This window comes from Pseudoalteromonas peptidolytica (genome assembly GCF_012641745.1).
Classification (GTDB): Bacteria; Pseudomonadota; Gammaproteobacteria; order Enterobacterales; family Alteromonadaceae; genus Pseudoalteromonas; species Pseudoalteromonas peptidolytica.
This window is the reverse complement of the sequence record NZ_WEHZ01000009.1, coordinates 1-18,070: the sequence shown is the minus strand read 5'-3', so window position 1 is coordinate 18,070 and position 18,070 is coordinate 1. Positions and strand designations below refer to the sequence as shown.

16 protein-coding genes and 1 pseudogene are annotated in these 18,070 nt (G+C 41.8%); 12 read left to right on the top strand and 5 right to left on the bottom strand.

What is annotated here, in order from left to right:
* Window positions 1-117: 117 nt before the first annotated feature.
* The 4 genes and pseudogenes from F9Y84_RS07675 to msrA form a co-directional block, all read right to left on the bottom strand.
* A complete protein-coding gene (locus tag F9Y84_RS07675) occupies window positions 118-432 on the bottom strand; it encodes a hypothetical protein (protein ID WP_125251457.1) in 315 nt (104 codons plus the stop codon).
* 254 nt (window positions 433-686) lie between these two features.
* On the bottom strand, window positions 687-1,007 hold the full coding sequence (locus F9Y84_RS22130) for a transporter associated domain-containing protein (RefSeq protein ID WP_225740721.1): 321 nt from the start codon (window positions 1,005-1,007) through the stop codon (window positions 687-689).
* Between the two features lie 390 nt (window positions 1,008-1,397).
* Window positions 1,398-1,991: pseudogene (locus F9Y84_RS22125) on the bottom strand (CNNM domain-containing protein); the annotation flags it as partial.
* A 137-nt stretch (window positions 1,992-2,128) separates the two neighbouring features.
* Window positions 2,129-3,421 carry a peptide-methionine (S)-S-oxide reductase MsrA gene (gene msrA, locus F9Y84_RS07665; RefSeq protein ID WP_373865581.1) on the bottom strand — a complete coding sequence of 431 codons (1,293 nt, stop codon included), beginning with the start codon at window positions 3,419-3,421 and terminating at the stop codon, window positions 2,129-2,131.
* A gap of 223 nt (window positions 3,422-3,644) precedes the next feature.
* Here msrA and F9Y84_RS07660 point away from each other — a divergent pair, with 223 nt between their 5' ends.
* From F9Y84_RS07660 to asnB, 8 genes are all read left to right on the top strand, one after another.
* Window positions 3,645-4,955, top strand: coding sequence for an MFS transporter (locus F9Y84_RS07660; RefSeq protein WP_147389733.1), 1,311 nt, complete (start codon window positions 3,645-3,647; stop codon window positions 4,953-4,955).
* Between the two features lie 86 nt (window positions 4,956-5,041).
* Window positions 5,042-6,556, top strand: coding sequence for a leucyl aminopeptidase (locus F9Y84_RS07655; RefSeq protein WP_147389735.1), 1,515 nt, complete (start codon window positions 5,042-5,044; stop codon window positions 6,554-6,556).
* Window positions 6,557-6,898: 342 nt separating this feature from the next.
* Entirely contained in the window at window positions 6,899-7,549 is a 651-nt protein-coding gene (gene pxpB, locus F9Y84_RS07650; RefSeq protein ID WP_147389737.1) for a 5-oxoprolinase subunit PxpB, read from the top strand.
* The gene (locus F9Y84_RS07645; protein ID WP_147389739.1) at window positions 7,543-8,469 is read left to right on the top strand and encodes a 5-oxoprolinase subunit C family protein; all 927 of its coding nucleotides are present in this window, start codon (window positions 7,543-7,545) and stop codon (window positions 8,467-8,469) included. The genes pxpB and F9Y84_RS07645 overlap by 7 nt, the downstream gene beginning before the upstream one ends.
* A 4-nt stretch (window positions 8,470-8,473) precedes the next feature.
* Window positions 8,474-9,229 carry a DUF969 domain-containing protein gene (locus tag F9Y84_RS07640; RefSeq protein ID WP_147389741.1) on the top strand — a complete coding sequence of 252 codons (756 nt, stop codon included), beginning with the start codon at window positions 8,474-8,476 and terminating at the stop codon, window positions 9,227-9,229.
* Window positions 9,226-10,236 (top strand): DUF979 domain-containing protein, encoded by a 1,011-nt coding sequence (locus tag F9Y84_RS07635; RefSeq protein ID WP_147389743.1) that lies wholly within the window; start codon window positions 9,226-9,228, stop codon window positions 10,234-10,236. The genes F9Y84_RS07640 and F9Y84_RS07635 overlap by 4 nt, the downstream gene beginning before the upstream one ends.
* Window positions 10,236-10,898: a pyroglutamyl-peptidase I gene (pcp, locus tag F9Y84_RS07630; RefSeq protein WP_147389745.1), complete on the top strand. Its 663-nt coding sequence runs from the start codon at window positions 10,236-10,238 to the stop codon at window positions 10,896-10,898. Before F9Y84_RS07635 ends, pcp begins: the two co-directional genes overlap by 1 nt.
* A 187-nt stretch (window positions 10,899-11,085) precedes the next feature.
* Window positions 11,086-12,756, top strand: coding sequence for an asparagine synthase B (asnB, locus tag F9Y84_RS07625; RefSeq protein ID WP_128730267.1), 1,671 nt, complete (start codon window positions 11,086-11,088; stop codon window positions 12,754-12,756).
* A gap of 101 nt (window positions 12,757-12,857) precedes the next feature.
* On the opposite strand, the gene pssA is transcribed toward asnB, so the two are convergent.
* Window positions 12,858-14,183, bottom strand: coding sequence for a CDP-diacylglycerol--serine O-phosphatidyltransferase (gene pssA, locus F9Y84_RS07620; RefSeq protein ID WP_147389747.1), 1,326 nt, complete (start codon window positions 14,181-14,183; stop codon window positions 12,858-12,860).
* 290 nt (window positions 14,184-14,473) lie between these two features.
* Between pssA and trxB the strand changes: the two genes are divergently transcribed.
* From trxB to infA, 4 genes are all read left to right on the top strand, one after another.
* Window positions 14,474-15,427, top strand: coding sequence for a thioredoxin-disulfide reductase (trxB, locus tag F9Y84_RS07615; protein ID WP_128730270.1), 954 nt, complete (start codon window positions 14,474-14,476; stop codon window positions 15,425-15,427).
* Between the two features lie 301 nt (window positions 15,428-15,728).
* Window positions 15,729-16,445 (top strand): leucyl/phenylalanyl-tRNA--protein transferase, encoded by a 717-nt coding sequence (aat, locus tag F9Y84_RS07610; protein WP_147389748.1) that lies wholly within the window; start codon window positions 15,729-15,731, stop codon window positions 16,443-16,445.
* Window positions 16,438-17,148 carry an arginyltransferase gene (locus tag F9Y84_RS07605; RefSeq protein WP_147389750.1) on the top strand — a complete coding sequence of 237 codons (711 nt, stop codon included), beginning with the start codon at window positions 16,438-16,440 and terminating at the stop codon, window positions 17,146-17,148. The genes aat and F9Y84_RS07605 overlap by 8 nt, the downstream gene beginning before the upstream one ends.
* A gap of 309 nt (window positions 17,149-17,457) precedes the next feature.
* Complete coding sequence (infA, locus tag F9Y84_RS07600; protein WP_058029687.1) at window positions 17,458-17,676, top strand: translation initiation factor IF-1; 219 nt, start codon at window positions 17,458-17,460, stop codon at window positions 17,674-17,676.
* Window positions 17,677-18,070 lie beyond the last annotated feature (394 nt).

The window sequence follows — 18,070 nt, the reverse complement described above, 5'->3', positions numbered from 1 at the left end:
TCCGCTTTCAATAAATTTAGTTATAACTAGTTACTTAATGTCGTTATCTATTTTGAGTTAGGTCTTTAAAATAAGATTTGATGCCTCAAACAGACTCAATATTAAGTGGGTTAGATCTTATTGCTCTAAGTAACAAATAACAGCAGCTTGTTTTGGGTTACTTTGCGTATCTTCAATTAAATAACTCGCCTTCTTACTGTTTTGGCATAAACACATGTCATAATGGTTGATCATGTATGCGTTACCAACAGCATCTTCATCTGTTTTTTGGATGCTGCAAGTTGGCTCTCTCCAAATTGGATCCCAGCCACTTTGACCAATTGCAACAATTTTTATATTTTGCTGTGCAACTTGTACTTTTGCTTCTTGGGTTTCTTGCGCTGATACAGATAGTGCTACGAATGCAGCAAGTGCAGTGATTAACTTTTTCATTTTGTTCATCCTTAAGTATTAATTTGGTTTACGAAGATCTAATCCCAGAACTTCGTAAACGCAGCCATTCTATTCCGAAAATAATCAAGGTCAAGAATATAATAATTAAAATTTCATTAATGAAAATGTTGCGACAAAAAATAATCCCGTTATTTTCAATAAATATCTAGCTTAATATTAGGTATTAGTAATAATGGACAACATTATTGGCTTTCAAGGTTTGCTTATCATCCATACTTAAAGATTAAGCGAGTTTACACTGTCGGCTCTTTTATCACTTCAATCTGCTTAATTGATAAACCTTGGATCTCTATTACTTTAAATTTAAATCCCTCGACCTGAAGAGACTCTCCTTCCACTGGAAAATGTTTTAGTCTATGGATCACAAATCCTGCTAACGTTTCTATCGCTTCTATTGGCTCGAACTCATATTCAATCACTGAAGTTTGAAAGTCTTTAATCGACATATCACCTTGTACCAACCAACGAGCGTTGTCTTTTTGTCTAAATTGCGCCTCTATCGCTTGATCATCCTTTAATGCAATCAGATTTAAAATACTCGAAAGTGTGACCATACCAACTACAGTAGAAAACTCATTAATCACAACAGCACAATTGCTTTCATGACTTTTCAGACCATCCAGTGCATCAGATAGACTCAATGTATCCAACAATATGACAGGCTTATGGAAGTCATGGTCGTGACCATCCAACAGTGGCCGATTAGCGAGTATATTACTTAATAATTGCTTCGCCTCAGGTGCAGCAACCACTTTATCTAACGAACCATCACAGAGTAAATACTGTTGGAAACTATGACGCTGGATAAGACTACTTAGATTCTCTTCTGACTCTTGAACATCCAGCCACACAATCGCATCACGATTGATCATCGCCTGGGTAATATTGGTTTGGTTAAGATCCAGCACATTCCCAATAATATTGTACTCATGTTCACACAGCTCACCTTGCTCTGCGCTCTGGTCAACCACAGAATAAATATCATCTCGTGTTACTTGTTCATCTCGTTCGTTGGGTAAATTAAATAATTTAATGATCCAGTCAGCAAAGACATTAAACAACCAAATAATCGGCTTAAACAGCCAAACACTTGCTCACATCAAGGATATAAAGCGCATCGCAATGTTTTCAGGAATGACCATCGCTATTCGCTTGGGTAGCAAGTCAGCAAAAAGTACAAATAACGATGTGATCAATAAGAAAGAGAGCACGGTGGAAATTTGCAGCAAAATCGACGCATACACTGCAACATCAGCAAAAATAAAACTGGCTACCCAATTGAGTAATTGCAGGATATAGGGAGTGAAAACAGACTCACCAATCATACCTGCAACAATTGCCAATGCGTTCAACACAACTTGCACTGCTGCAAAAAATTGATGCGCGTTTGCCTGTAAGTACAATACTTTCTTTGCCCTGACATCACCAAGATCAAATAAAGTTTGTAATTTCACTTTACGCGCCGCAGCTAATGAAATTTCACAGAGTGCGAAAACCGCACTCAAAGTGATGAGTAAAAGTACCCAGAAAAAGTCCACAAATATGCCTAAAATTAAAACTATCATTCAGCGCGATGTATACGCTTATTTTGGCTCTTTGGCAATCTAATTTATACCAAGTGCAGTACGCTCACTACTGGATGAAAATATATTAAGTGTCTGCTTATCACTGAGTGCTATTTGCTGAACTTATCTCTCAATTTAAACTCTAGTACTTGGGCGTTGATACAATAACGGTCTTCTCCCTTTGGCCCTTCATTTTTAAAAACATGACCTAAATGGATCCCGCTACTTTTAGACCGAATTTCGGTTCTTACCATGGCGTGACTCAAGTCTTGATGATAGGTGACGCTTCCCTCTACTGGGTGAGTAAAAGAGAGCCAACCAGTACCTGAGTTAAATCTATCTCGAGTATCAAATAATGCTTTGCCACTGAGTTTATCCACAAAAACGCCATCTGGAGTATTTTTAAAAATATCGTATTGTTTACAGAACGGCCGTTCGGTTCCCTTTTGAAAGGCAATATTAAAAGCCTCAGAGCGCCCTAGTTTAAAAGCCCCTAGTGCTTTATAGAAGTCACTCCTTTTCATATAACCCTGGAAACCATATGATTCTTTACCATTCTCCGTAAAAAGAATCGTCGGCGTTGCCCAAGTTGCGGTCTTAATGGTTAAACCCTGGAGTTGATCTGCAAAGCGAAAATGCAGCGGAATATCACCTTGATAATCATTAATGACCTCTTTTTTAAGCTTTTCGCAGTATGGGCAGTAGCTCCTAGAGTCGATAATCACAATATGCTTTCCCGTTAAGAGCAAGCTGTTGTCAACCTCAGTTTTTTCAGCTTTCTCAAAGGTCACGCCAGTACTGTGATCAGGGCAATAGCCATTCGGGTTTTTAGCTAAATAGTTTTGATGGTACTCCTCAGCTGGGTAAAACTTTCTGAGTGGCTTAATAGAAGTTTGGATCTTGCCAAAACCCGCATTACTCAGGCGTTGCTGAAACTGCACTTTTACTGCCTCAGCCGTATCACCCTGCTGCGTATCTGAATACAGTATAATCGAGCGATATTGAGTTCCCACATCATTTCCTTGTCGATTACTTTGGGTCGGGTCATGGCTCTCAAAATACGATTTCAACAAGGCTTCTGTCGTCAATAAATTTGCATTGTATGTAACTTTCACTACCTCAGCATAATTATTCTCATCAAATCGTCGACTTGCCTTGATGATTTCTTTATAAGTTGGGGTAAAGCCTTTGCCATCAGCATAACCTGATTCAGCGTCAATCACACCGGTCATTTTCTCATAACGCTTTTCAGGCCCCCAAAAACAACCAGATCCAAGGACTAACGTTTTTATATGGTTACTCGCGCCATCTACTTTAGGCTCTGGCATACCAGTGCCCGCGTTTGCAGTAATTGCACTGCCCGCCAAAATCAATCCCCCTGCTGCCACAGCAAGATACACCATTTTCATTTTTCACCTCTCACAATACATGCGCAATTAACTAACCTTGCAATAACGAGCACCTTTCTCGATGTAAGTACACAAAGTAGATATAAACTAAATGCTATTTCTTACGTATTGGATCAGACCGACAGAAGTTAATGATTCTTTCATCTTCCCTCTGTCATGATTTGAGTATTACATTTATAGCAGCCGCTATAGCAGCGGCAATAACAAGGAAAACGGTGTGGATAAGTTCAGTGAAAGTCTCTATCAAAAATTGACCAATGACGATGAAGCCCGAGCTTGTAAGGCCATCGACGACAAAGCTTGTAAAGAGGTGCCTGGCAACTATGTTCTAATTTTACTAAGTCAACTTTTTAGCAAGTTAGCGGATGCACTACTCAACCCAAAAATAACACTGCCATGGCTGATGCAATCCCTCGGAGCACCCGCTTTTATGATTTCAGCGTTAGTGCCGATTAGAGAATCAGGTTCACTTATCCCTCAACTGTTCATTGGACAATGGGTAAGACAACATGCAAAACGCAAATTGCTATGGTCACTCGGTGCACTGATACAGTCGGGTTGCGTTATTTTAATGGCAGCCTTGGCATGGCAACAAACTGAAAACTTACTGTATGCTTGGCTTGTACTTGGGTTATTGGTGGTTTTTAGTGTTGCAAGAAGCCTAAGTTCAGTATCTTCAAAAGATGTGTTAGGGAAGACGATCCCAAAACAAAAACGCGGGCAATTAAGTGGTCAAGCCTCATCCATTAGTGGACTTGTCACCGTTACTTTTGGCGTTGGCTTATTTTACGCTGCAACTGAGTTTGGCAACATTAACTTTGTCCTCACTTTGCTGCTTGCAGCCGTTTTTTGGATTATTGGCGCATTTGTTTTTGCGCAAATTAATGAGTATGCAGGTGCGACAGACGGCGGTGAAAATGGCCTACACAAGATCAAACAAGAGCTTACACTACTGAAAACAGACCGTATGCTTAGAAATTTTATATTTGCGCGGGGATTATTATTAAGCTCTGCACTTATACCTCCTTACTTCACTGTATTGGCGCAACAAAATATCAGTAATGCAGTCTGGGTGTTAGCAATTTTGTTGGGTGTTTCAGGAGTTGCAAGCCTAACCAGTGGCGCCTTTTGGGGGCGTCTTGCAGACAAGTCGAGCAAACAAGTCATGATACTCGGTGCAATACTCACCGTTATCGTAACGCTGACAGTACTCATCGCCTCTGTACTCTACCCTAGCGTTTTAACACAAGTATGGTTTATTCCAATTTGCTACTTTGTAATTGCAATTGCTCACCAAGGCGTCAGAGTTGGCCGAAAAACATATGTTGTAGACATGGCCGACGGCAATAAACGGACTAGTTATGTTACGTTGAGCAACACGATGATCGGTATCATATTATTATTAACAAGCCTACTTGGGATTATCGCTTCAGTATTCTCAATTAATGCGTTACTTGGTTTATACATAGTTATTACGCTCTTGGGTATTGGAATGACAAGCCGCTTACCAAATGTCACTGAACGGTAAAACCTGTTACTTCAACGACAAATAGTGTCTAATTTTATCTATTTAAGGTAAAAACGGCGCAGTTTTAGTTATCTGAGGATAAAAATATGTCATTGACTACGCGCCTTTCTGCTCTAGCGCTAGCAGTTGCCAGCCTAGCTTCAGCAAATGCTGCTGACTTTAAGTTTAACTCAACACTTTCAGACGCTGATGCTCTGGTTATTTTTCAAGCAGGTGAAAATCAAAGTAACTTAAAGTTTTTAGACAAAGATACTCGCAAGCAATTACAGCGTGCAATTGCTGCTGAAGATTTCAAAGGTGCTTATGGCAAAACGGTAGAGGTACTAGCTCCTGTAGACTCTGATTATAAACGCATCTTCATCGTTGGTTTAGGTGAATCTGAGCAACTTGATGCAAGTAAGTTGACCAAGCTTGGCGGTAACTTGCATGCTAAGTTTGAAGCTAAAAAGCTTGAAAATGTTGCAATCGCTTTTGATGAGGTGAACGGCAAACTCTCTAATGCTGAACTAGCCGCACAGTTTGCGCACGGTGCAAACTTACGTGACCATACTTTTGAAGTTTATAAAAAAGAACCAAAGACCTTCAACGTCAGCTATCACTTAGATGTTGCAGATAAGAAAGCTGCTCAATCGCATTATCAAAAGCTTGCACACATTCAACAAGGCGTATTTTTAGCGCGTGATTTGACATCTGAAGTTGCCACTGAAATGACTCCTGTTGACTTCGCAAACGCGGCAAAAGAGCTTGAACAATACGGTGTTGAAGTAAAAATTCTTGCACCTGAGGCGCTAAAAGAGCTGGGCATGGGCGCACTTGAAGGTGTCGGTCGAGGCAGTGAGCACGGTTCACGTTTGGTAGTTGCGCATTACAAAGGAAACAACGAAACGCCGATTGCCCTTGTGGGTAAAGGGATCACCTTCGACTCTGGTGGTTACAGCATCAAAACAGGTGCCTCTATAGCACGCATGAAGTCAGATATGGCGGGTGCTGCAGCGGTACTTGGCACCGTAAAAGCAATGGCACTTAGCAAAGCAGATGTTAACGTTGTAGCCGTAATGGGTATGGCTGCTAACATGGTTTCCCAGTATGCAATCGCACCTGGAGATGTACTTCGCACCGCTGAAGGGATCAGTGTAGAAGTCGTAAACACTGACGCTGAAGGCCGATTAGTGCTGTCTGATGCGATGTGGTACGCACGTAAATTCTATAGTCCGGAGATCATGGTTGATGTTGCAACACTAACAGGCTCAAAGATCCGTGCAGTAGGCAATGATTACTCTGCGATATTCTCTGAGGATGATGCGTTAATCACTCAATTCACTAATGCTGGTAAAGTAGTTAACGAGAACGTATGGCGCTTACCGCTTGGCTATAAAGAAAAACTAAAGTCTGACATTGCAGACTTCCAAAACGTGGGATCTGGTGGCCCAGGTGCCACAACTGCTGCTACTTTCTTACAGCAATTTGCTGGTGATACTAGATGGGTTCACCTTGATATTGCTGGAAACGCATTATCAAGCTCAGCTAAAGATGAAATCCCAACCGGTGGTACTGGATATGGCGTTCGTCTTTTAAGCCAATGGTTACTTAATAATAAATAGCCTTACTTCTAGTTAAGCTAAAGTAAAGCCGCGAATATCGCGGCTTTACTATTTTATCTAACCTTATGATAGTTAATGCCTTTCTAGTAGAAAGGCTGTAGCGTTAACTGCGTTAAATTCACTGCCAATAGGCTAGCTATTGGCGAATAAGTTTGCCTTATATTAGTCTGGCTAAAGCGGCATTACGCCTTTTGCGCTTTGGTATCCTAGCTAATTCACTCACTTCTCACCCCAAGTTCAGGTTATTCATCGAAAAGTACTCAGTAAACGTAATCGCTTCGTTTAAATTACAAGGTGTGTTATAAGAAACATAATTTTTACTAAAGTAATACTTTGTTTTCTATGACCAATGTCAGCTGTTATCTATTGGGAGAGCGCGCGATTGTAATTGATGTGGCTTGCCACATAGCGACGCAACCAAAGCTTAATCAAAAGCTTTTTGCATTAAAAAAATGGCTAGATAGTAGCGATGCCTTTATTGATGTCGTTCCCGCGATGTCTTCAATTACGGCATATCTAATCAACCCAGAAAAAATAAAGCAATGGCAACAAGTAATCGTAGAAAAATGGAATGATCTTGAGATGGATTCGTTCGAGTCTAAGCTGCACCATATCTCCGTGAATTATGGGGGTGAATTTGGTCAAGACTTTGGCGATGTAGCAAACCGATTAGCACTGACGCATGAACAACTTATTCGCCTTCACACCAGTGTCGATTATCAAGTGCAATTTATGGGGTTTTTACCCGGATTTGCTTATCTTTCGGGCCTGCCAGCTCAACTCCACCTTCCCAGAAAATCAACCCCTATAACTCATGTTCCCAAAGGTAGCATCGCAATTGCAGATAGCTACACTGCTGTATATCCTTGTGGCTCACCTGGCGGGTGGCATCTGTTGGGGCAAACAGACTCAACATTATTTGACGCAGAGTCAGAATCCGTGTGCTTATTGCAGCCTGGTGATACAGTGCGTTTTGTGGAGAAATCATGTTAGAAGTTATTAAACCAGGGCCACTGTCGAGTGTACAAGATCTTGGTAGGCGTGGAATGCGCCACCTCGGCGTGAGTCAAGCTGGCGCATTAGACCCGCTAGCACTACGTCTTGCTAACGCTTTACTAGCAAATCATGAAAATACAGCGGCCATTGAGATCACAATAGGGTTATGCGAATTTATATTTCACGCTCCGGCTAATTTTGTTATTGCTGGCGCAGATCTTAATGCTTGCTTGAATGATACAGATATATATCCATGTTGGCGCTACAGCGCCAAGGCTGGCGATAGACTAAGCTTTAAGCAAAGTAGAGATGGCGTACGTGCTTACCTGCTGGTTGAAGGTGGATTTCTTAATATTGACCAGCAGCTTGGCAGCTACTCCACCGATCTCATGGCAGGCTTTGGTGGGCTGCATGGTCGAGCATTAAAGGTGGGTGATAAACTGTATTATCAACAAGCGCAGGCAAAACCCGCTCTTGGTGCATTGCAACCGAGCTATGAAAAGCTCATTCATTTTACTCCTGGCCCCCATGCACAACTAGTCTCACCTCACGTCTTTGATATATTGAACCAAACCATCTGGAAAGTGCATCCTAACAGTAATCGTATGGGTATCAGGCTCAGCAGTCACAAGGCACTAACACATAATCACAGCATTGCGACACAAGCCGTTCACCCAGGCGTCATTCAGCTTCCTCCAAGTGGTGAGCCTATAATTTTAATGAATGATTGCCAGACTACAGGTGGTTATCCAATTATTGGTGTGATCACAGAAGCAGATATGCGCCATCTCAGCCAACTGAGTGCCGGTGATTGTCTGCATCTAAAATCAACGTCTACAACTCATACTGCCAAGCAGCGACATAGAGTAAAATCACACCTTAATCAGCTAAAGTTAGCACTCAACAAAAAAGAATAACAATATGAATGAGATTAACTTTCTTCCCCTTTCTGGTATTGCGGTCATTGTTCTTGGCTTTGCAATGCGTTTTAACCCTCTGTTGGTTGTCACTGCCGCTGGTTTAGTGACCGGATTTGCCGTTGGTATTGATTTTATCGCCTTAATAGCCACATTTGGTGAAAAGTTTATGAACTCTCGTCAACTAGCAAGCTTCCTACTTATTTTACCCGTCATTGCTATTCTTGAGCGCTATGGGCTTCAGCAACGCGCTAAAACTTGGGTAGCCAGTATCAAAGGTGCCACGACTTCGCGGATCTTAAGTATCTATTTTGTTGTACGTGAATGTGCAGCAGCACTTGGACTGATTAATTTAGCTGGTCAAGCACAAACCGTACGCCCTCTACTTGCACCTATGGCAGTAGGTGCAGCAGCAAACCAGTATGGTGACTTACCACAAGCCGTTAAGGATATGATAGGTGCCCATGCTGCAGCCTGTGATAATATTGCCGTATTCTTCGGCGAGGATATTTTTATCGCCTTTGGCGCCGTATTGCTAATGGACGCGTTTTTAAAAGAAAATGGCATCGCCGGAATAGAGCCATTACATATTGGTCTTTGGGCAATTCCCACAGCGATTGCCGCGTTAGTGGTTCACTTATTTCGCCTTGCGCGATTTGAGGCAAAAATTCGTACCGAAATCGCCCGTTGCCAGCAGCAAACTAAGCAAGCCAGTGCTACTGACGATAGCACCACTATGTTTAAGGAAGGCTCGTTATGAAGTCTGTAGAGCAAGCGCCAGAGCCTCTAGCACTCCTATCTATTAACAATGTTTATTTACTCATCGGTTTTATCGTCATGTTTTTGGTGATAAAAACCCTACAAGATAGCGCCCACCCAAAGCGTTTAAGCACTGCGCTGTTTTGGTTTCTTTTTGGCTCTGTTTTTATGTTTGGCGATGTTTCTATCACTTTAGTTGGTGAACAGATCACCTATTTATGGGTTGGTGTGAGCGTGATTGTTATTGCCCTGTTAGCGGGAATGAATATGGTCTCAATGGGCACCTACGACGTACCTGATGAGCAGTTCAAGGCGCTAGATGCCAAACGCTTTGGCAACAAATTATTCATCCCAGCTGTAATTATTCCAATTGTTACTGTGATCTGCACCATTATTCTTGATGATCTTCACTTAGGTACGCTGTACTTTTTTGACCAAAGTCATGTGACACTGTCAGCGTTAACACTGGCTTGTACTGTAGCATTATTGATAAGTTGGAGAATTACTAAGGGCAGTCCTTTGCAAGCGCTGTCTGAATCTCGCCGTTTAGTCGACTCCATAGGCTGGGCTGCTATTCTGCCGCAAATGCTTGCTATGCTTGGCGGTGTCTTTATTGTTGCAAATACAGGCACGGCGATTCAAGATTTAGTTACACTGTTTATCTCCCCTGATAACCGGTTTATGCTGGTTGCCCTGTATTGCGTGGGTATGGCGTTATTCACTATGATAATGGGAAATGCGTTCGCGGCATTTCCTGTGATGACAGCAGGCGTTGCCTTACCTTTTTTAATTCAAGGCCACGGAGCAGCCCCTGCGCCTTTGGTTGCAATTGGCATGTACTCAGGGTATTGCGGTACACTCATGACCCCTATGGCTGCTAACTTTAATATCGTGCCAGCGGCACTGCTAGATTTAAAAGATAAATACCAAGTCATTAAAGTGCAAATACCCACTGCTATAACTTTATTGATAATTAATATTTTCCTGATGTATGGAGTGGTTTTTTAATGTCCAGTTACAGTAAGCCGTGTGTCCTCGTCACCGGATTCACCCCTTTTGACGGTGAGTCAATCAATCCTTCATGGCAATTAGCACAGCAACTTGAGGGGGAAACCCTTGAAGGGCACATCATACACACAAAAGAACTCCCTTGTGAGTTCGATACCAGTATTGCCTCATTAACCAAAGCGATTGATAAGTATCATCCAAGTGTCGTGATTTGCTTGGGGCAAGCTGGTGGTCGCTGTGATATTTCTATCGAACGCATCGCTATAAATATTAATGATGCAAGGATCGCTGATAACGCAGGTAATCAGCCCATAGACACCCCTGTTGTTACACACGGTCCAGATGCTTATTTTACAACACTGCCTATTAAAAGCATGCTTAAGAGCGCGATACAGGCGGGCGTTCCTACAAGCATTTCTCACACTGCCGGAACATACGTGTGCAATCATGTTATGTATGGATTATTGCATTACTTAAGCACGCACGATTTGGCTTGTCGAGGAGGCTTTGTCCATATCCCTTATTTACCATCTCAAGCTGCGCACCACAGTGGTGCACCTAGTATGGAAATCGACACTCTCGTTAAAGGAATAAAAATACTTATAACTAGCGCTATCACACAGAAGCAAGATATAAAGCTTGTTGCAGGCACAACACACTAACCCCCCCTCTCCCCTAAATGGTGCAATGTTGCACCATTTTAAATCACAAAAAATTCACATATTCCCTATTTCATTGTGTGACTTATCAATTTATTTTTGATAGAACAGAGAAAGTCCAATGTGATTTGTCAGCATTGGTAATAATAATTTGTTATTAAAATCAACACATCAATAGGAATGAGGAATTATGTGTTCAATTTTTGGCGTACTTGATATCAAGACCGACCCCTTAGCGCTGCGCGAACAAGCGATTGAGATGTCCAAGAAGCTCCGACACCGCGGTCCTGACTGGTCTGGTGTTTATTCAAGTGAAAAAGCAATATTGGTGCACGAGCGCTTAGCAATTGTTGGAGTATCTAGTGGCGCACAGCCATTATTTAACCCAGAAAAAACCAATATTTTAGCGGTCAATGGTGAAATTTATAACCATAAAGAACTCGCAGCATCACTCACTGTGCCATTTGAATTTCAAACAGAGTCCGATTGTGAAGTCATCTTGGCACTATACAAACAAAAGGGGCCTGAGTTTTTAGACGACCTAAATGGGATTTTTGCGTTTTGTCTTTACGATGAGACCAAAGATGCTTTTTTAATCGGTCGCGACCACATTGGTATTATTCCACTGTACACTGGAAGAGATCAGAGTGGAAACCTCTATGTTGCAAGTGAAATGAAGGCACTCACTCCAATTTGTACACAAATCGAAGAGTTTCCTCCTGGACATTACTGGTATTCTAAAGAAGGGGGAGCTAGACCTTATTATCAGCGCGACTGGCAAGATTTTAAAGCAGTTAAAAGCAACGATGCTAGCCCTGAAGCGGTTAAAAATGGATTAGAGGCAGCTGTTAAACGTCAGCTTATGTGTGATGTTCCATATGGTGTGCTGCTATCAGGTGGTCTTGACTCTTCTGTCATCTCAGCAATTACACAACAGTTTGCGGCAAAGCGTATTGAAGACGATGGCGCTTCTGATGCGTGGTGGCCAAAACTCCATTCTTTCTCTATTGGTTTAGCCGGCTCACCCGATCTGGCCGCGGCACAAAAGGTAGCCGATAAAATCGGCACGATACACCACCCTATTCACTTTACTGTACAACAAGGGATCGATGCCCTTAAAGAAGTGGTCTATCATCTTGAAACGTATGATGTGACCACAATTCGGGCTTCTACACCTATGTATCTAATGGCTCGCTATATCAAAGCTATGGGTATTAAAATGGTGCTGTCAGGCGAAGGTGCTGATGAGCTATTTGGTGGTTATTTATATTTCCATAAAGCGCCAAACGCTGAGGAGTTCCACAACGAACTCAACCGTAAAGTTTCTAAACTCCACATGTTTGACTGTTTACGTGCAAACAAATCAATGGCCGCTTGGGGCGTAGAAGCACGAGTGCCATTCTTAGATAAAGAGTTTATCGATATTGCAATGCGTACGAACCCTGACTATAAAATGTGTAAAGATGGACGGATCGAGAAGCATATTATTCGTGAAGCCTTCGACGGCTACTTGCCAAATGAGGTGCTTTGGCGTCAAAAAGAGCAATTCTCTGATGGTGTAGGATACAGTTGGATAGATTCGCTTAAAGACTATGTCGCTCAACAGGTAAGTGATTCTGATCTGGAAAACGCGCATTACCGTTACCCAATTAATACTCCTGACAGCAAAGAAGCTTACTATTATCGTACTATTTTTGAATCACATTTTCCTGGAGAGGCTGCGGCCAAATGCGTGCCACATGGCAAATCAGTTGCATGCTCAACCCCTGAAGCCCTCGCTTGGGATTCGTCATTTCAACATAATGCGGACCCTTCTGGTCGCGCAGCAAGCTCGCACAATGACGCGTACAAGCAACAGTAACAGTAACAGTAACAGTAACAGAGTAATAAACTGGTAAATAAAAAGGGACAACCGTCCCTTTTTGTTTATGCAAACTGTAATGTGATATAACTAAAAGCTAATCAAATAAAACGCTTAATAATAAAGTCTACCTTCACCCGCTTCGCTTGCCCTAATAACTTTTTAACGGGCGCTGGGTAGTCTGCTATCGTTTCTAGATCCTCATGACCATTGAGACGTCGACAATGTTGCAGAACTGCTTGCTTTTCTAGCTCGATTTGAGGAAGAATTGCCTGCTCAGGGTCTTCAATTAAAATACCGTTTTCAATATCTAGCCCCCATGCTCGCGGGTTGAGGTTATGGCCACTCATTAAATGCGTATTGCCATCTCTGCTTACACCTTTTAGGTGGAATGAATTATTACCGTCTTGCCAAAGGTAAACATCAAGCAAGCCTGAATTGATATAACGACGCTGCGATTTTACGAACTTATACAAAATCGTCTCGTATAAATATGGCAATGCGGCAATACGGTTAAATGGCTGATCAGGGCTAATGTAAAAATCATTTGCAGTCTTGTCACCCACAACAATCGTTACCTTTTTACCTGTTTTTAACAAACGTCTTAATGAGCGCAGTAAAGGCGCAGGAAAGTTAAAATATGGCGTGTACAGCACCAACTCTTGCTCTGTGGTGTCAAATAACGCTTTGATTAAACGGTTTAGTTTATTTGTTCTGCGGCCAAAACCCAAAAAAGGCCTCACAGTTAACCCGCTCCAACTTGTTGCTTTAGAGACATCGTAACTAGCTTTTTTAAGCTGCTTCATCAATTGCTTTTGCTCAGTTCGAATATCAAGCAGCGTCGGTAGAGGTCTAATATCCAATCTTGGTACCGCATCCGAGGCAATCAGTACTTTATCCGTAAAATCACAAAAGCTATCAGCCAACTCAGGATGTTGAATTAAGAAGTAACGATCAAGTCGATATTTATCGTCTTGATGCAAGTAAACATTGTTCAAACTTGCACCGCTATACAAAACGGTATCATCTAAAACAAAGCCTTTAAGGTGCAACACACCAAATAGCTCTTTTGCTTTTACAGGCACACCATACACTTCAACTTGCGTGCCTAACTGCGCTTTCAAATCGCAATATAGTTTGGCATTGCCTTCTGACTTTTCAGCTCCGATTAGACCACGCTGGGCTCGATGAAAATCAACCAAAACTTTGACATCTAAAGCTGGATTTTGTTGTGCGGCCTGATGCAACGCATGTAGCACTTCCCGGCCCGCTTCATCATCCTGAAGATAGAGTGCTGTTATGTAGATGCGCGTCTTTGCCTGTGAAATTAATTTTAAGAGTGTCTGATGATATTGTTTAGCATCAGTTAGCACCTCACAATCTTGCGCACTTAGCCCAAAGCCTGGGGTATTTTGCCAAAATGCCATATGTACCTTTTCAATTAGACTATCAACTCGTGATAGCAAAACAAAATTCTCTAAAACATATCAAAAAAACCTCCAGAGGTCATGAAATAGAGAAGTTTTTTTGTTTGCTTTAGTTAAATCTGTCTACTCAATAGACGATTTAAAAACAACACAGTACAAATTTTTTGACAAGTTGCCAATTTCTTTCAAATCTGTTTGCTGTTTTTTATTTACTTCGCTATTGAATTACATAGAATCGAACAAACTTCTGCTTTATCGCAATTTTTAGAATATATAGTTAGGAAAATTACATGAGCGACGCAAAACACTGCAAACTGTTGATTTTAGGTTCAGGCCCTGCAGGCTATACAGCGGCAGTTTATGCTGCACGAGCTAATTTAAACCCAGTGCTAATTACTGGTATGCAGCAAGGTGGTCAGCTGACAACCACAACCGAAGTTGAAAACTGGCCTGGTGATGCACACGGCTTGACGGGTCCTGCGTTAATGGATCGTATGAAAGAGCATGCGGAGCGTTTCGAAACTGAGATCATTTTCGACCATATCAATAAGGTTGATGTCACAAAGCGTCCGTTCACGCTAACAGGAGACCAAGGTACGTATACCTGTGATGCGCTTATTATCGCGACTGGCGCATCAGCTAAGTACTTAGGACTTGAATCAGAAACCGCATTCCAAGGTCGTGGTGTATCAGCTTGTGCTACCTGCGACGGTTTCTTCTACAGAGGCCAAAAAGTGGCAGTGGTAGGTGGTGGTAACACTGCAGTTGAAGAGGCGCTTTACCTCTCAAATATCGCGGAAGAAGTACATGTTATTCACCGTCGCGACTCATTTCGCAGTGAGAAGATTCTTGCCGATCGCCTAATGGATAAAGCAGCGAACGGTAATGTTGTGCTTCACCTAAATCGTACACTAGATGAAGTATTAGGTGATGAAATGGGTGTAACAGGTATCCGCATTAAGGATACTGATTCTGATGCAACTGAGCAGCTTGACCTTGCAGGCGTGTTTATTGCTATCGGTCATAAACCAAACACAGATATGTTTGAAGGCCAGTTAGAAATGAAAGATGGCTACTTGGTGGTTCAGTCTGGTCTAAATGGTAATGCAACTCAAACTAGTGTTGAGGGAGTATTTGCTGCCGGTGACGTCTCTGACCACATCTATCGCCAAGCTATTACCTCTGCAGGCACAGGTTGTATGGCAGCGTTAGACGCAGAACGCTTTCTTGATAGCCAAAAGTAGTCTTTTCTGTTCGTAAAAAGTAGGGGTCTGTGTTCACGGCCCCCTGTTATCCTCATCTTAATTAACCTGAGGTTTGGATAAGGAATGAGCTGACTCATTGTTTTCAAGACCACATGAAGTTATCCCTTCTCTAGCCAGACAGTTTTGGGGATAACAAGGTTAATTTACGTACCAATATCTGGCTATTGGATGTGAATTCAACGCAGTTAGCGCTAAAACTGGCTGCTAGAAAGGCATTAATTATCCGAAGCTCAGGTTAATTTGCTATATTGTCGTAAATAACAAATTCGTAGTTTGCTTGATGGTCCAACAGCTATTTCACCTGTCTAAAAATGACTTCAGATTTCCACCCAATCATTACGCTTTATTAGAACCTGACGGACTGTTAGCAGTTGGTGGGTGTCTACGCGTTGAGCGATTAAAACAAGCCTATGCGAATGGCGTATTTCCTTGGTTTAACGAGGGAGAACCTATTATGTGGTGGACGCCAAGTGAGCGTGGTATTCTCGAACTTGACGAGTTTCATTGTGGTAAAACATTAAAAAAAGCCCAGCGAAAATTGAAGCCGACCGTTACAGTCAATACCGCCTTTAATCAAGTGATAGAAGCATGCCGTGATCAAAGAATGGCTGCTGAAGGTACTTGGATCACCAATGCCATGCTATCTGCGTATCAACAAGCCCACATTCAAGGGATCGCACACAGCGTTGAAATCTGGCATGAGGAAAAGCTAGTCGGTGGTTTATACGGGATCATGCAGTCTGGTGTTTTTTGTGGTGAATCTATGTTTCATACCGTTCCCAACACATCAAAAATGGCGATGTGGGCGCTGGTTAATTGGCTAAAGGCGCATAAGGCTTCATTTATTGATTGTCAATTAGAAAACCCTTATCTGACAAGTTTAGGGTTAAAAGTTATACCAAGGCCTGAGTTTTTGACTAGACTTAAATTGGCGGGACAATTTCAGGTCCCATCATCTATGTGGCAGCCTCAGGAGCTGAAAGCTATCTATGAATGAACACTTTCCCTCTAAAATTGGACTAAGCCAACAATTTAGTTGTAGTTATTTACCTGAACAGAAGGAACAGTTACTGGTTATTCTCGACCCAAATTGTTACAGCCCAGATAGATTTGAACAGTTACTTGCGTTGGGATTTCGTCGCAGTGGCGATCAAATTTATCGACCTCACTGCCCATCATGCTCCGCTTGTCAATCTGTTAGAGTATTAACAGCAAAGTATAAAGCCAGTAAGTCTCAACGCCGTAAACGTAATAAGCTTAACCAAGACTATCAGATTGTTATAAGTCATCAAGAGCGCCCCGAATACTACCCACTGTATGAAAAGTACATTACATTGAGACATAGTGATGGCTCAATGTACCCTCCCAATCACCTACAATATGAGAGCTTTTTGTTTTGTAGGTGGATGAATATTGTTTTCGTTGAGCTATGGCATCACGATAAGCTCATTGCTGTTGCAGTAACTGATTCAATGCCTAATTCGTTATCGGCCATTTACACGTTTTTCGACCCTGATTATGAATCACTAAGTGTTGGCTCGATTATGATTATGGCTCAAATTGAACAGGCGGCAAAACAAGGGAAGCCCTATCTGTATTTGGGTTACCAAATTGATGAGTGTAAAAAAATGCGTTATAAAACACAGTTTTTGCCTGCTCAAAAACTCGTAAAAGATATTTGGTTAGATATTGAACCTTAGTACCTTATTCTGTGTAGCTATACACTTAAACCTGCTGTTCAACGTATCATAGCCAAAAAACGTAAGCCAAAGCGTAAAGAGTCTAGTATTCACTCGTTACTAGTCGAAATAGTTGTGGTAGAATCCACACCTTATCGCTACCACTCATCCATATTGTTGCTTTGTGTAGTAGCATCCAAGCAGAGAATTGAAGTGTACTGGCTTAAAACAAGAACAAATTAACAAAAAATTGTCTTGTAACTTTACTTATTCCCCGCTTTTGGGCAAAATCTGCATCGTTTAATTTAACCAAGAGGTGATACGCTACACATGGCGAAAGAAGACGTAATTGAAATGCAAGGCACTGTCCTTGATACGCTACCAAACACAATGTTCCGTGTTGAACTAGAAAATGGTCACGTGGTTGTTGCACATATTTCTGGAAAAATGCGCAAAAACTACATCCGTATTTTAACAGGTGACAAAGTTACTGTTGAAATGACGCCTTACGACCTAACAAAAGGACGTATTGTCTTCCGTGCTCGTTAATCTGCGTGTGTAGATTTGTACTAAGCTGAAGCCGTAAATTCGCTGATACCCAAGAAACTTCAAATTCTGTTGATGTTATTTAGGTATAGCCAAGTTCATTCATATCATTAGTACACACGAACGACTTACATTGAGCTTATCTGATGATGACATCGTAAATTAAGCTCGATGGTAACAAAAAGCCCAGTTTTTCTGGGTTTTTTGTCGTCTGAAGCGCCTGCTCCCATTGTCACTTCCCAATCAAAAGCAGCATCATGGTCTTCCCCACTCGTTAATCTGCGTGTGTAGATTTGTACTAAGCTGAAGCCGTAAATTCGCTGATACCCAAGAAACTTCAAATTCTGTTGATGTTATTTAGGTATAGCCAAGTTCATTCATATCATTAGTACACACG

Excerpts from the sequence above, each read along its gene's own strand:
- asnB (WP_128730267.1), top strand. The coding sequence starts at position 11,086 with ATGTGTTCAATTTTTGGCGTACTTGATATCAAGACCGACCCCTTAGCG.
- pssA (WP_147389747.1), bottom strand. The coding sequence starts at position 14,183 with ATGGCATTTTGGCAAAATACCCCAGGCTTTGGGCTAAGTGCGCAAGAT.
- pcp (WP_147389745.1), top strand. The coding sequence starts at position 10,236 with ATGTCCAGTTACAGTAAGCCGTGTGTCCTCGTCACCGGATTCACCCCT.
- F9Y84_RS07640 (WP_147389741.1), top strand. The coding sequence starts at position 8,474 with ATGAATGAGATTAACTTTCTTCCCCTTTCTGGTATTGCGGTCATTGTT.
- infA (WP_058029687.1), top strand. The coding sequence starts at position 17,458 with ATGGCGAAAGAAGACGTAATTGAAATGCAAGGCACTGTCCTTGATACG.
- F9Y84_RS07645 (WP_147389739.1), top strand. The coding sequence starts at position 7,543 with ATGTTAGAAGTTATTAAACCAGGGCCACTGTCGAGTGTACAAGATCTT.
- msrA (WP_373865581.1), bottom strand. The coding sequence starts at position 3,421 with ATGGTGTATCTTGCTGTGGCAGCAGGGGGATTGATTTTGGCGGGCAGT.
- trxB (WP_128730270.1), top strand. The coding sequence starts at position 14,474 with ATGAGCGACGCAAAACACTGCAAACTGTTGATTTTAGGTTCAGGCCCT.
- F9Y84_RS07675 (WP_125251457.1), bottom strand. The coding sequence starts at position 432 with ATGAAAAAGTTAATCACTGCACTTGCTGCATTCGTAGCACTATCTGTA.
- pxpB (WP_147389737.1), top strand. The coding sequence starts at position 6,899 with ATGACCAATGTCAGCTGTTATCTATTGGGAGAGCGCGCGATTGTAATT.
- F9Y84_RS07655 (WP_147389735.1), top strand. The coding sequence starts at position 5,042 with ATGTCATTGACTACGCGCCTTTCTGCTCTAGCGCTAGCAGTTGCCAGC.
- F9Y84_RS07605 (WP_147389750.1), top strand. The coding sequence starts at position 16,438 with ATGAATGAACACTTTCCCTCTAAAATTGGACTAAGCCAACAATTTAGT.
- F9Y84_RS22130 (WP_225740721.1), bottom strand. The coding sequence starts at position 1,007 with ATGGTCACACTTTCGAGTATTTTAAATCTGATTGCATTAAAGGATGAT.
- aat (WP_147389748.1), top strand. The coding sequence starts at position 15,729 with ATGGTCCAACAGCTATTTCACCTGTCTAAAAATGACTTCAGATTTCCA.
- F9Y84_RS07635 (WP_147389743.1), top strand. The coding sequence starts at position 9,226 with ATGAAGTCTGTAGAGCAAGCGCCAGAGCCTCTAGCACTCCTATCTATT.